We start from the raw sequence: 13,619 nt of genomic DNA, 5'->3' as shown, positions 1-13,619 counted from the left end.
GCGCCCTACGCCATCCGGTCGAGTTTGGCGGCGGCGAGCTGTGCAATCGTAAGGTCGATTTCGGCGAGCGGATCGTCATCCCCCAGAAACCATGCAGCCGACAAGCCGGTCCAGGCCACGATCCATGACAACAGGCGCCGGCGATCCAGCCGCGCGGCTTCAACGACGATGTCGAGCCGCCGCGCAAAGCGTCCGGGTTCGGTCGCGACCGGCCGTCTCGGATCCGCAAGATCCGGATTGGTGAAGATGTTGGCGAAGTCGAAGCCGCGCTCGCCGACAAGATGCTTCGGATCGATCGCGAGCCAGCCGCGCGCGCCGAAGTCGAGCACATTGTCATGGTGCAGGTCGCCATGCAGGACCACGATCTCACGCTGATTGCCCAGCAGAGCTTCGGCAACTTCCGCCGATCGGTTCAGAATGCCGCCATGCGTCCTCGGCGCGGGCCACAACTCACGAAACCAGTGCGTCAGCGCCGTCAGATCCGGCCGCGGCTTCGCTCTCTCGGCGTGAAGCCGATCGGCCGTTGCACAGAGAATCCTGCAGGCCTCGTCGTCCCGGCCGGTTCGCGCCATTTCGCTGAGCGAAGCCGATCCCGTCGCCCTCTCGAGCAGAAGGGCGTCGCCGTCACGGGCAAGAACCCGCGCCGCACCTTCGCCGTCCCACCACTCCATCACGACGGCACCGAGGCGCTCGTCCGGCTCGTGCGAGAGCTTGAGCATCGCTGGCTCCCCATGCCGGCGCACCGGCAGCAACCGTGCGGCGCGCGTCACGATCGGGTCGCCGTCGGGGACAAGGCTCCAGGCCGAGAGATAGGGAGCGAACATTTGGGTGGACTGACCGGGGACGAAGAAGCGAGCCTCGTGGTTCTAATCATTGCTTCCGCGCGCTGCCACGCCGGTTCCCTGCGGCGCATCGTGGCAGGGCCACGCGAACCGGTTCCCCGCTGCCTGCCCATGTTGGCTGATGACAGCCCCCACCCATCTCGCGCTACAATGTCGCAGCCGGTGCTACGGAGGGTGTGGCGATGCCGCGAAAGGGAATTACCGGACACGACGAATGGGTGGTCACGGAGGCCCTGGCCACAGCGCTGGTGGCGCTCGAACAGCTACCGTCAAAGCATCAGCCGCGCGCGCATATGGAGGATGTCCGAAAAATCCTGACCGCCAGATGTGAGGCCGGCGCCGTCACGCTGCATCTTGCGCAGGCCAAGTGCCGGTTGTTTCCCGACACCGATCCCCTGACCATCTACGAGGAATATGGCCTCAAGGACGGGCTCGGCTAGCGCGCGCCGCCTGCAGCGCTAGTCGCGGCTGACGCGCCAGATCGTGCCGTTGCCGTCTTCGGAGACCAGCAGTGCGCCGTCGCGCGCGACCGTCACACCGACCGGACGGCCCCAGACCTCATTGTCGCCGATGACGAAGCCGGTGACGAAATCCTCGTACTCGCCGGTCGGCACGCCGTCCTTCAGCCTGATGCGGATGACCTTGTAGCCGGTGCGCTTCGACCGATTCCACGAGCCGTGTTCGGCAGCAAAAGCATCGCCGCGATATTCCGGCGGAAAACTGCTGCCGGTGTAGAAGGTCAGGCCGAGCGACGCCGAGTGGGCCTGCAACAACACGTCGGGGACCGTCACCTTGTCCTTCAGGTCGGGCCGCGCGCCGGCATGCGCGGGGTCTTCGTTGCCGCCGATGTAATACCAGGGCCAGCCATAGAACGCGCCTTCGCGGACCCGTGTCACGTAGTCGGGCACGAGGTTGTCGCCGCGGCCATCGCGCTCGTTGGTCGAGCACCACGGCGTACCGCTTCCCGGCTGGATCGCAAGCCCGACGCAGTTGCGGATCCCCGTGGCAAACAGCTTCTGGTTCTTGCCGTCAGGATCGAAGGCGAGCACGGCGGCGCGATCGGTCTCGTCGCCCCAGGCAGCGCCGAGCGCATGGTCGCGGCTCCAGGCCTCGATGCCCTTCGGCGGGCGGCCCAGCCCCTCGCCTGCGTTGCCGGCGGAGCCGACCGACACCAGCATTCGCTTGTCGTCCGGCGTGAACACGATATCACGCGTGGAATGGCCGTAGCCGGGCGGCAGCCGGGCGACGATCGTCTCGGGCTTTCCCGACGCCTTGATATCGCCGTTACGGTAGCCAAAGCGCACGACGCTGTCGGTGTTGGCGACATAGAGCCATTGCGGATTGTCACCGCTCGGAAAGAACGCGATGCCGAACGGCTGGTTCAAGCCGGTTGCGTAGATTTCATTGGTCGCAGGCTTGGTGGCGCCGTCGGCGCTGCGCAGGATACGAATGCGGCCCGAGCCGGTTTCCACCACGAAGATATCGCCATTGGGCGCGGTCCGGATGATCCGCGGGCCGCTGAGCCCGCTCGCAAACAGTTCGACCTTGAACCCTGCCGGCACCTGCGGCGCGGCCGACGCAGGTCTCGGCATGACGCGCGGAAACTTGCTGCTCGACGCCGTTGCCCCGGGCTTGGGCAAGTCCTGCGGCGTGATCAGGCGCACCGTGCCCGGCTTGTCGCGTTGCCAGTCGCCGAAAGCTTCCGCGCCTTTCAGCACGGGCTCGGCGCCCGACCGCGTGATGCTGATCGCCGCAAGGAAGACGGCCGACAGACCCGCACCGGCAAGATTCGTCCTGGGCATATGCTCCTCGCGCGATTTCCCTTCGGCCACGCCGTTCATAGCGCGGTTCGGCCGCTCCCGCGTTCACAATGTCGTCTGCTCTAATGTCCCTTCGGTGGCGCCGTCAGATCGACCGGTTTGATGATCAGCGCCAGCGGGATCATCACGAGGCCGATGATCGAGAGCATCCAGAACACGTCGATATAGGCGAGCAGGTCGACCTGCCGCTGCAAGGTCTGGCCGACCCAGGCGACCGCCTGGGACGCGGCGTCCGATGCGTTCGACCCCTGCGCCTGAAAGAAGCGCGTCATCGTGTCGATGGTCTGCTGATACCCGATGTCGGACGGCGCGGCATGCTCGACCAGCCGGCTCTGGTGGAATTGCTGGCGTTGCGCCAGCGCGGTCTGAGCGAGTGCGACGCCCATCGACCAGCCGATATTGCGCGCGACGTTGATCAGCGCCGAGGCCTGGTTGGTCTTATCCGGCGGCACGCCGTCATATGACGCTGTCGTGACCGGCAAGAACAGGAACGGAAGCCCGGCGGAGAGAAAGATGCGTGCGAGCGCAGCATAGCCATAGGTGATGTCGCCGTTCAGTCCCGTCAGGTGCCACATCGAGAATGCAACGATACAGCCGCCGATCGCGATCAGATATTTCGGCTGAACGCGACTGACGAGATGGCCCACCACCGGCATCAAGATCAGCGTGACGACGCCGCCGGGCGACAGTGCGAGCCCGGCAAGCAGCGCAGTATAGTTCAGCTCGGTCTGCAACAGCTGCGGCAGGAGCTGCGTCGACGAGATCAGCACCGCGCCGGTGCACAGCATCACCAGGAAGCACGATCCGAACTGGCGACGTCCCAGCAGGCGGAGATCGACGATCGGGTCCTTGCGCGTCAGCTCCCAGGGGATCAGCGCGATCAGGCAAATCGCCGAGGCCAGCGCGCAGCCGACGATCATGTTGGACCCGAACCAGTCCTTGCGCTGGCCTTCGTCGAGCACGAATTCGAGCGAACCGAGCCCGATCGCGACCAGTACGAAGCCGATGTAGTCGACGCGCAGGCCGTCCTTGAGGAGCTGCTTGCGCTCCTGCTCGGCGCCGGACGGCTCCTTGACCAGCGTCCCGACCAGGACCAGCGAGAGCAAGCCCATCGGCACGTTGATCAGGAAGATCCAGTGCCAGCTATAGGTGTCGGTGATCCAGCCGCCGAGCGTCGGCCCGACCACGGGAGCAACCACCACCGCGACGCCGTAGATCGCGAACGCCTGGCCACGCTTGGCCGGCGGAAAGGAGTCGGCGAGGATCGCCTGCTCGCTCGTCGCCATCCCGCCGCCGCCAAGGCCCTGGATGATCCGGAACAGAACCAGCGCCTCCAGGCTCCAGGCAAGCCCGCACAGCAGGGACGCGAACGCGAAGGTGCCGACGCAGATCATGTAGAAGCGCTTGCGGCCGATCACGGTCGAGAGCCAGCCCGAGATCGACAGCACGATCGCGTTGGCGACCAGATAGCTGGTGATGACATAGGTGCTCTCGTCGATGCCGACCGCCAGGCCGCCCGCGATATGGCGCAAGGCCACATTGGCGATCGTGGTGTCCAGCACCTCCATGAACGTCGCGATCGAGACGACGAAGGCAATCAGGTAAGGATCATGTCCGCCGGCAGCCGAACGCTCCGGCGACCAGGCTGCGCCGCCGCCTGCCGCAACGTCGCTCATCGCACCCTGGTCCAGGGCACGACCGACATGCCCGGCCCGATCGGAAGGTCATTCGGCCAATTGTCGATCACGATCTTCACGGGAACGCGCTGCACGACCTTGACGAAATTGCCGGTCGCGTTCTCCGCCGGCAGCAGGCTGAACGCGGTGCCCGAACCCGGCTGAACCGAAGCCACGCGGCCAGTGAGCTTGCGCCCCGGATACGCATCGATCCTGATCTCGACCGGCTGGCCCGGGCGCATGTCCGTCAGCTGCGTTTCCTTGTAGTTGGCGGTGATCCAGACCTCGTCAGGAACGAACATCATGACGCTCTGGGCCGGCGCCACATAGGTGCCGACCGCGCCGCTCAGTTTGACGACGCGCCCGGACTGCGCCGCGACGATGCGGGTATATTGCAAGTTCAATTTGGCCTGATCGAGCTGGGCCTGCGCCTGCTCCAGCGATGCCTTGCTGCTCTTGAGCTGAGCCTCGAGCGTCTTGACGCCGAGCTCGGCCGCGGTCACTGCCGTCCTGGCGCGGCTGGCATTGGCCTGCTGGGCATCGAGATCCGAGCGGGTCTGCTGCTGCCGCTGCACGGTGCCCGCGCCCTTCTCGACGAGGTTCTGGGCGCGCTCCGCCTCCTCCTGCGCGAACTTCAATTGCGCCTCGGCCTGCTGCTGCTGCGCCTTGGCTTCCTTGATCTGCTCCTGCTGGCTGTCGATCTGGGCCTCGACATTGGCGATATTGGCCTCGGCGACCGCGACCTGTGCGCTGGCCTGATCGACGGCGATCTTGTAGTCGCGCTCGTCGATCCTCGCGAGGAGGTCGCCGGCATTGACGTGCTGGTTGTCGGTGACGGGGACCTCGACGACATAGCCGCCGACCTTCGCCGCCACCGCAAAGCTGCGTGCGGCCACGAACGCGTCATCGGTCGATTCATAGTGACGCACGTTGAGCCAATAGCTCGCGCCACCGATGATCGCGAGCAGGAGCAGACAGGCGCCGACTGCGGTAAGCAGCCAGCGCTCGCGCAGCCGATCGCGCATCGATGGCTTGCGCTCGGTTTCCTGCTGTGGCGAGGATGCGCGGTCAGGTCGCGATCCTTGCTCGGGATTGCGCTCGGGCTGCCGTGGCTTCTCCCCGGACGGCCCGCGCTCTCGGGTTTGGGCATCCACGGTAGCACCTCAAGCCACGAATGGAGCGATCAAGCCCCGTTAACCGCAGCGTCCGGCGCTTGGTTCCTGTTCGGGTGGGATGCGCTACACGGCCCTGGAACTGACCATGGGCTGGCGCTGCTCGGCCGTCGACAAATCGCGGTAGGCCGCGGGCTCTCCTGCCAGCGCCTTGAGCGGAACCGTGAGCCGGCACACCAGGCCCTCGGTGCGCCAATCGAAGTCGGCGCGGCCGCCGAGCTGGGTCTCGATGCTGGCGATGACGCTTCTCGTACCGAAACCCCTCTGCTTCGGCTTGGTCACGGGAGGTCCGCCGGATTCCACCCAGGCCAGGATCAACGTTTCGTCGTGCAGTTCCCAGGTGATCGCAAGCCGGCCCGACAGCACCGACAGGCTACCGTATTTGGCGGAGTTGGTGACGAGCTCATGCAGCGCCAGCGCCAAGGTCTGCGCGGTCGCGGGCTGCAACTGCACCTCTTCGCCATCGATCTGGATCTGTCCAGCTTCCGAATACGGCGCGATCTCCTCGGCGACCAGCCGCCGGATTTCGGCGCCCTGCCAGCTCGACAGCGACAGCACGGTGTGAACGCGTGCCAGCGCTGTGATGCGGCCCTCGACCGCCCGCACATAGGCGGTCACGTTCTGCGCGCGCGTCAGCCGCACGATCGATTGTGCCAGCGCGAGCGCGTTCTTGGCGCGATGGTCCACCTCGCGGGTGAGCAGGCTCTGCCGCTCCTCGGCCCTCTTGCGATCGGTGATGTCGACGGTGACGCCGCTCACCCGTACCACCTTGCCGTTGCGGTCGCTGGTGGCCGCGGCTGTGCCGACGCACCAGCGCACCTCGCCGTCCGGCCGCATGACGCGGAATTCGGTTTCATAGGACGTCTGGCCCTTGCCGAAGCCGGTCCAGGCTTGTCGGAGGTGCTCGACATCGTCGGGATGAAACAGCGCCTGTATATTGTCGGAGGTGAGCTTGAAGGATTTCGGGTCGACGCCGAAGATCTTGTATTGCCCCTCGTCCCACATCCAGTCGCCGTTGACCCAATCCCAGTCCCACGAGCCCATCTTGCCGGCCGCAATCGCCATGCTGCGGCGTGCCTCGCTTTCGACCAGTCGCGTGGTCGACTGCTCGAGCTCGGCGGTGCGTGCGCGCACGCGGTCCTCGAGCTCCGCGTTGAGGCGTTCGAGCTGTCGTGTCTTGCGGTAGAGCTCGGCGAACACGCGGATCTTTGCCCGCAGCACCTCGGGCACGACGGGCACCGGCACGTAATCGACCGCGCCCATCTCGTAGCCGCGGAGCCGGTCGATATCGCTGACCTGGATTGCCGAGATGAAGATCATCGCGGTCTTCTGGAAGCGCGGATGTTCGCGGATCATCGCCGCGAGCTCGAAGCCGTCGAGCTCTGGCATGCAGACGTCGACCAGGATGACCGCGACTTCGTTCTTGAGCAGGAACTCCAGCGCCTCGCGGCCCGACGACGCGGCGACCAGCGTCTCGCCAAGCTCCTTCAGGATGACCTCATAGGCCAGCAGCTTCGCCGGCTGGTCATCGACCAGAAGGATGTTTACCTTTTCGTGGTCCATCATGTTCGATCGCCGATCAGCGGTGCAGCCACATGCGGATCGCCAGCAGCAGTTGCTCGGTGTTCACGGGTTTCGCCAGATAGTCGGACGCGCCTGCCTCCAGGCATTTCTCTCGATCGCCTTTCATCGCCTTCGCGGTCAGCGCGATGATCGGCAGCCGCGCGAAGGCGGAGTTTTGCCGGATGGCGCCGATGGTCTGGTAACCGTCCATCTGCGGCATCATGATGTCCATCAGCACGATCGCAATCTTGGGATTGGATTCGACCAGCGAGATGGCCTCGTGACCGGTTGTCGCAGTCAACACCTTCATACCTCGCCGCTCCAACACGCTCGAGAGCGCGAAGATGTTGCGGGCATCGTCGTCGACCAGCAGTGCGGTCTTGCCAATAAGATCCTCATCGGAACTATTGAGCTTCTCCAGCATCCTCTGTTTTTCGACGGGCAATTCCGTGATCACACGGTGCAGGAACAGTGACGTTTCGTCGAGCAGACGCTCCGGCGATTCCACGCCCTTGACGACGATGCTGCGCGCCATCGTATGCAGTTCCGCGTCTTCTTCCGCTGAAAGTTCCCGGCCCGTAAACACGACAACGGGAATATTGGAGAGCGTCTCGTCCTTGCGGATCTGATCCAGCACCTCGAAACCGCTCATGTCGGGCAGGCGCAGGTCGAGCACGACGCAGTCGCACGGATTTTCGCGCATCGTTGCGAGCGCCCCTGCCCCGGTGCCGCTGGTCACGATCTCGATATCCTCGTGCCCGAGCAGTTCGGTAATGCTGAGCTGCTCCGCCGCATTGTCCTCCACGATCAGCAGGCGCTTGCGGCGTGGTCTGGCGTATTCCTTGATCTGCGACAGCGCAGCGCTGACGCCTTCCGTCGTCGTCGGCTTGTTGACGAAGGAGAACGCGCCGCGCGCCAGCGCGTGCTGCCGGTCCTCGTCGAGCGTGATGATCTGAACCGGAATGTGGCGGGTCAGCGGATTGTGCTTGAGCTGGCTCAGCACCGTCCAACCCAGCATGTCGGGCAGGAAGACGTCGAGCGACACCGCGCTCGGCTGGAACTGCTTGGCCAGATCCAGCGCTTCGGCGCCGCGGCTTGCGACCAGCACCTTGAAGCCCTTGTCGCGCGCCAGATCGATCAGCACCCGCGCATAATGCGGATCGTCCTCGACGATCAGCAGGATGGTGTCGCCGGGCTCGAGATCGAGCCGGTCGTCGGGAAGCTGCTCGATCACACGCTCCTGCGCGCCTGACACCTGCAGCGACGGAGCCGGTGTGTGCGGCATCGCTATCGGTCGAGCCTGCGGGCGCAGCGCCACCGAGGGGCCGGCATATTTCAGCGGCAGATAGAGCGTGAAGGTCGAGCCCTTGCCCGTCGCACTGCGCAGATGGATCTCGCCGCCGAGCAGACCCGCGAGCTCACGGCTGATCGCCAGTCCAAGACCGGTGCCGCCATATTTGCGGCTGGTGCCGGCGTCGGCTTGCTGGAACGCCTCGAAGATCAGCTTCTGCTTGTCCTGTGGAATGCCGATGCCGCTATCCGAAACCTCGAACGCAACGACCGCGGGCGCCGCATTGAGGATCGGATGCTCCATACTCCAGCCGCCGAGCGCGGCCGACACGGTCAGGCTGACGCCGCCTTCCGCGGTGAACTTGAACGCATTCGACAACAGGTTCTTGAGCACCTGCTGCAGCCGCTTGGAGTCGGTCACCATGCTGCGCGCAAGATTGGCGTCGACATCGATGCTGAACGAGAGGTGCCGGTTCTCCGCCTCGTGCCGGAACGGCCGTCCGACGGTCTCGAGCAGGCTCGATGTCAGAATTTCCTCGGCGTCGACCGTCACCGTGCCGGACTCGATCTTGGAGAGATCGAGGATGTCGCTGATCAGGTTCAACAGGTCGGTGCCGGCGCCGTGAATGGTGCGGGCGAACTCGACCTGCTTGCCGGTCAGATTGCCGTCGGGATTTTCGGTGAGCTGCTGGCCCAGGATCAGGATAGAGTTCAGCGGTGTCCGCAACTCGTGAGACATGTTGGCGAGGAATTCGGATTTGTACTTCGAAGTCAGCGACAGCTCGGTCGCCTTTTCTTCCAGCGCGCGCCGCGCCTGCTCGATTTCCTGGTTCTTGCGCTCGACGTCGACATTGCGTTCGGCCAGCTGCTGGGCCTTCTGCTCCAGCTGATCGTTGGTCTGCTGCAATTCCTTCTGCTGGGTCTGCAACTCGCCGGCGAGCTGTTGCGACTGCTTGAGCAGCGCCTCGGTCTGCATCGTCGCCTCGATGCTGTTGAGCACGATGCCGATGCTGTCAGTCAACTGTTCGAGGAAGGTGATCTGCGAGGTCGTGAACGAGGAGATCGAGGACAGCTCGATCACCGCCTTGACCTGGTTCTCGAACTGCACCGGAAACACGACGAGGTTCTTCGGCATGATCCGCATCAAGGCCGAATTGATCGGCACCGCATCGCCGGGAATCTCGGAGACGAGGCGCTGGCGCTTGTCGAGCGCGCATTGGCCGATCAATCCCTCGCCGAACTGGACGATCTGCGGATGCGGATTGCTGCTGTCGCTGGCATAGGCCGACAACAGGCGCAACTGCGCATTCTCGGGATTGTCGACCTGGTAGATCACGCCCATATGCGCGTTGATCAGCGGCGCAAGCTCGGTCAGCAGCAGCCGGCCGACGGTCGCAAGATCGCGCTGGCCCTGCAGCATGTTGGTGAAGCGCGCCAGATTGGTCTTCAGCCAGTCCTGTTCGGTGTTGCGCTCCGTGGTGAGACGGAGGTTGCCGATCATCGTGTTGATGTTGTCCTTGAGCTCGGCGACCTCGCCGCGGACGTCGACCTGGATCGAGCGCGTCAGGTCGCCCTTGGTCACGGCGGTCGCCACTTCCGCGATCGCGCGCACCTGCGAGGTCAGGTTGGCCGCAAGCAGGTTGACGTTGCCGGTGAGATCCTTCCAGGTGCCGGCCGCGCCGGGCACGTTGGCCTGACCGCCGAGCCGTCCCTCGACGCCGACCTCGCGCGCCACGCTGGTGACCTGTTCGGCGAAGGTCGCAAGCGTCTCGGTCATGTTGTTGATGGTGTCGGCGAGCGCGGCCACCTCGCCCTTCGATTTCACCGTCAGGTTCTGCTTCAGATCGCCGTTGGCGACCGCGGTCACCACCTTGACGATGCCGCGCACCTGCTCGGTCAGGTTTACCGCCATGACGTTGACGGTGTCGGTGAGGTCCTTCCAGGTGCCGGCAACGCCGCGCACCTCGGCCTGGCCGCCGAGCTTGCCTTCGGTGCCGACCTCGCGCGCCACGCGCGTCACCTCGCCCGCAAACGCGTTGAGCTGGTCGACCATGGTGTTGATGGTGTTCTTGAGCTCGAGGATTTCGCCCTTCACGTCGACCGTGATCTTGCGCGACAGGTCGCCGCGCGCCACCGCGGTGGTGACTTCGGCGATGTTGCGTACCTGGGTGGTCAGGTTCGCCGCCAGCAGGTTGACGTTGTCGGTGAGATCCTTCCAGGTGCCGCCGACGCCGGGCACCACGGCCTGGCCGCCGAGCCGTCCCTCGGTGCCGACCTCGCGCGCCACCCGCGTCACTTCGGCGGCGAACGAGCGCAGCTGCTCGACCATCGTGTTCAGGGTGTCCTTGAGCAGCAGGATCTCGCCGCGCACGTCCACGGTGATCTTCTTCGACAGGTCGCCGCCGGCGATCGCGCTCGCGACCTCGGCGATGTTGCGGACCTGCGCGGTCAGGTTCGACGCCATGAAGTTGACGTTGTCGGTCAAATCCTTCCAGGTGCCGGCGACGCCGGGCACTTCGGCCTGGCCGCCGAGCTTGCCTTCGGTGCCGACCTCGCGCGCCACGCGCGTCACCTCGCCTGCAAACGCATTGAGCTGGTCTACCATCGTGTTGATGGTGTTCTTGAGCTCGAGGATTTCGCCCTTCACGTCGACGGTGATCTTGCGCGACAGGTCGCCGCGCGCCACGGCGGTCGTCACCTCGGCGATGTTGCGGACCTGCGCGGTGAGGTTGCCGGCCATCGAGTTGACGTTATCGGTCAAGTCCTTCCAGGTGCCGGCGACGCCGGGCACGTTGGCCTGGCCGCCGAGGCTGCCGTCGGTGCCGACCTCGCGCGCCACGCGCGTCACCTCGCCCGCGAAGCGGTTGAGCTGGTCGACCATCGTGTTCAGCGTTTGCTTCAGCTGAAGGATCTCGCCGCGCACGTCGACGGTGATCTTGCGCGACAGGTCGCCGCCGGCGATCGCGGTCGCGACCTCGGCGATGTTACGCACCTGCGCCGTGAGATTGCCGGCCATCGAGTTGACGCTGTCCGTCAGGTCCTTCCAGGTGCCGGCGACGCCGGGCACCTCGGCCTGGCCGCCGAGCTTGCCGTCGGTACCGACCTCGCGCGCCACGCGCGTCACCTCGCCGGCAAACGCGTTGAGCTGGTCCACCATGGTGTTCAGCGTTTCCTTCAGCTGAAGGATTTCGCCCGACACGTTCACCGTGATCTTCTTCGACAGGTCGCCCTTCGCCACCGCGGTTGCGACCTCAGCGATGTTGCGGACCTGCGCGGTCAGGTTCGAGGCCATCGAGTTGACGCTGTCGGTGAGATCCTTCCAGGTGCCGGCGACGCCGCGCACCTCGGCCTGGCCGCCGAGCTTGCCTTCAGTGCCGACCTCGCGCGCCACGCGCGTCACCTCGCCCGCGAACGCGTTGAGCTGATCGACCATCGTGTTGATGGTGTCCTTCAGCTCGAGGATTTCGCCGCGCACGTCGACCGTGATCTTCTTGGAGAGGTCGCCGCCCGCGACCGCCGTCGTCACGGCGGCGATGTTGCGCACCTGCGCCGTCAGGTTCGACGCCATGAAGTTGACGTTGTCGGTCAGATCCTTCCAGGTGCCGGCGACGCCGAGCACGTTGGCCTGGCCGCCGAGCTTGCCTTCGGTGCCGACCTCGCGCGCCACGCGCGTCACTTCCGATGCAAACGCGTTGAGCTGGTCCACCATCGTGTTCAGCGTTTCCTTCAGCTGAAGGATCTCGCCCGACACGTTGACCGTGATCTTCTTCGAGAGGTCGCCGCCGGCGATCGCGGTCGCGACGTCGGCGATGTTGCGGACCTGCGCGGTCAGGTTCGACGCCATGAAGTTGACGTTGTCGGTCAGGTCCTTCCAGGTGCCGGCAACGCCGGGCACCTGGGCCTGGCCGCCGAGCTTGCCCTCGGTGCCGACCTCGCGCGCCACACGCGTCACTTCCGACGCGAACGAGTTGAGCTGGTCCACCATCGTGTTGATGGTGTCCTTCAGCTCCAAAATCTCGCCGCTGACGTCGACCGTGATCTTGCGCGACAGGTCGCCGCGCGCCACGGCCGTGGTCACGTTGGCGATGTTGCGCACCTGGGCGGTCAGGTTGCCGCACATCGCGTTCACGGAGTCGGTGAGGTCCTTCCAGGTACCGGCGACGCCGGGCACGATCGCCTGGCCGCCGAGCTTGCCGTCGGTGCCGACCTCGCGCGCCACGCGCGTCACTTCGGAGGCGAACGAACGCAGCTGATCGACCATCGTATTGATGGCTTCCTTCAGCTGCAGGATCTCGCCGCGAACGTCGACCGTGATCTTCTTGGACAGGTCGCCGTTGGCGACCGCGATCGTCACCTCGGCGATGTTGCGGACCTGGCCGGTCAAATTGTTGGCCATCGAGTTGACGCTCTCGGTCAGGTCCTTCCAGACGCCGGTCACTTCCGGCACCTGGGCCTGGCCGCCGAGCTTGCCCTCGGTGCCGACTTCGCGCGCCACGCGCGTGACCTCCGAGGTGAACACCGAGAGCTGCTTGATCATCGTGTTGACGATGTTCGCCGACTGCAGGAATTCGCCGCGCAGCGGCCGGCCCTCGACGTCGAGCTGCACGGTCTGCAGCAGGTCGCCTTGCGCCACCGCAGCGACCGCGCGGGTGACCTCGCGGGTCGGCCACAGCAGATCATCGATCAGCGTGTTGACCGAGCTCTCCATATCGGCCCAGGCGCCACTGGCGAGGCCGAAATTGACGCGCTGGCGGGTCTGTCCCTCGCGGCCGACGACCTGGCCGACGCGCGCCAATTGCTGCGCCATGCGCTCGTTGGCGGCTGCGATTTCGTTGAAGGCGTCCGCGATCTTGCCGTCGATGCCGAGATAGTCGCCACGCATCCGGACCGAGAAGTCGCCGGCGCGCATCGCCTGCAGCGATTGCAGCAGGTCATGCGAAGAATCGAGGCTTCCGTTTGATTGCTGGCTGCGGCGCGTATCAGCACGGGGACGAGGCGACGAACCGAGATCGGTCATGTAATTTCCCCTACGCGCTGGCTGCGAATCCAGAGACTCGGAAAAGCCAGTGTGACCATAAGAATGACTGCCCTTGATCTATTCAAGCGGGAAAACGCCAAAACCGCAATTTGTGACGCAAACCGAGTACCTTAATCGCGATTGGAACCAAAAGTTCCGACCGTTGGCCGAACTTTTCCGAAGAACGACGGAGCCGGCCCTGATCGCCCGGTCCTCGTGCTCGCATGGAACATTGACCA

Annotated in this window: 7 protein-coding genes; 1 reads left to right on the top strand and 6 read right to left on the bottom strand. The window is 65.1% G+C overall.

Annotation, left to right across the window (positions count from 1 at the left end; genetic code table 11):
- Positions 1-5 precede the first annotated feature (5 nt).
- Complete coding sequence (locus ACVIHF_RS15205) at positions 6-824, bottom strand: aminoglycoside phosphotransferase family protein (RefSeq protein ID WP_456792214.1); 819 nt, start codon at positions 822-824, stop codon at positions 6-8.
- Between the two features lie 200 nt (positions 825-1,024).
- Between ACVIHF_RS15205 and ACVIHF_RS15200 the strand changes: the two genes are divergently transcribed.
- A complete protein-coding gene (locus ACVIHF_RS15200) occupies positions 1,025-1,282 on the top strand; it encodes a hypothetical protein (RefSeq protein WP_028340659.1) in 258 nt (85 codons plus the stop codon).
- 18 nt (positions 1,283-1,300) lie between these two features.
- On the opposite strand, the gene ACVIHF_RS15195 is transcribed toward ACVIHF_RS15200, so the two are convergent.
- The 5 genes from ACVIHF_RS15195 to ACVIHF_RS15175 all read right to left on the bottom strand — a co-directional run bounded on the left by ACVIHF_RS15195 (position 1,301) and on the right by ACVIHF_RS15175 (position 13,380).
- Complete coding sequence (locus ACVIHF_RS15195; protein ID WP_456792213.1) at positions 1,301-2,644, bottom strand: PQQ-dependent sugar dehydrogenase; 1,344 nt, start codon at positions 2,642-2,644, stop codon at positions 1,301-1,303.
- An 80-nt stretch (positions 2,645-2,724) separates the two neighbouring features.
- Positions 2,725-4,338, bottom strand: coding sequence for a DHA2 family efflux MFS transporter permease subunit (locus ACVIHF_RS15190; protein ID WP_456792212.1), 1,614 nt, complete (start codon positions 4,336-4,338; stop codon positions 2,725-2,727).
- Positions 4,335-5,363, bottom strand: a complete 1,029-nt coding sequence (locus ACVIHF_RS15185; protein ID WP_456780547.1) for an HlyD family secretion protein — start codon at positions 5,361-5,363, stop codon at positions 4,335-4,337. Before ACVIHF_RS15185 ends, ACVIHF_RS15190 begins: the two co-directional genes overlap by 4 nt.
- 213 nt (positions 5,364-5,576) lie before the next feature.
- Positions 5,577-7,073, bottom strand: coding sequence for a sensor histidine kinase (locus ACVIHF_RS15180; protein ID WP_456794090.1), 1,497 nt, complete (start codon positions 7,071-7,073; stop codon positions 5,577-5,579).
- 16 nt (positions 7,074-7,089) lie between these two features.
- On the bottom strand, positions 7,090-13,380 hold the full coding sequence (locus tag ACVIHF_RS15175; protein WP_456792211.1) for a HAMP domain-containing protein: 6,291 nt from the start codon (positions 13,378-13,380) through the stop codon (positions 7,090-7,092).
- Between the last annotated feature and the right edge of the window lie 239 nt (positions 13,381-13,619).

Source organism: Bradyrhizobium sp. USDA 4506 (genome assembly GCF_054058795.1).
This window is presented reverse-complemented; position numbering and strand designations above follow the sequence as displayed.

Coding starts and splice junctions, on each gene's coding strand:
- ACVIHF_RS15205 (WP_456792214.1), bottom strand. CDS start 824: ATGTTCGCTCCCTATCTCTCGGCCTGGAGCCTTGTCCCCGACGGCGAC.
- ACVIHF_RS15190 (WP_456792212.1), bottom strand. CDS start 4,338: ATGAGCGACGTTGCGGCAGGCGGCGGCGCAGCCTGGTCGCCGGAGCGT.
- ACVIHF_RS15200 (WP_028340659.1), top strand. CDS start 1,025: ATGCCGCGAAAGGGAATTACCGGACACGACGAATGGGTGGTCACGGAG.
- ACVIHF_RS15175 (WP_456792211.1), bottom strand. CDS start 13,380: ATGACCGATCTCGGTTCGTCGCCTCGTCCCCGTGCTGATACGCGCCGC.
- ACVIHF_RS15180 (WP_456794090.1), bottom strand. CDS start 7,073: ATGGACCACGAAAAGGTAAACATCCTTCTGGTCGATGACCAGCCGGCG.
- ACVIHF_RS15195 (WP_456792213.1), bottom strand. CDS start 2,644: ATGCCCAGGACGAATCTTGCCGGTGCGGGTCTGTCGGCCGTCTTCCTT.
- ACVIHF_RS15185 (WP_456780547.1), bottom strand. CDS start 5,363: ATGCGCGATCGGCTGCGCGAGCGCTGGCTGCTTACCGCAGTCGGCGCC.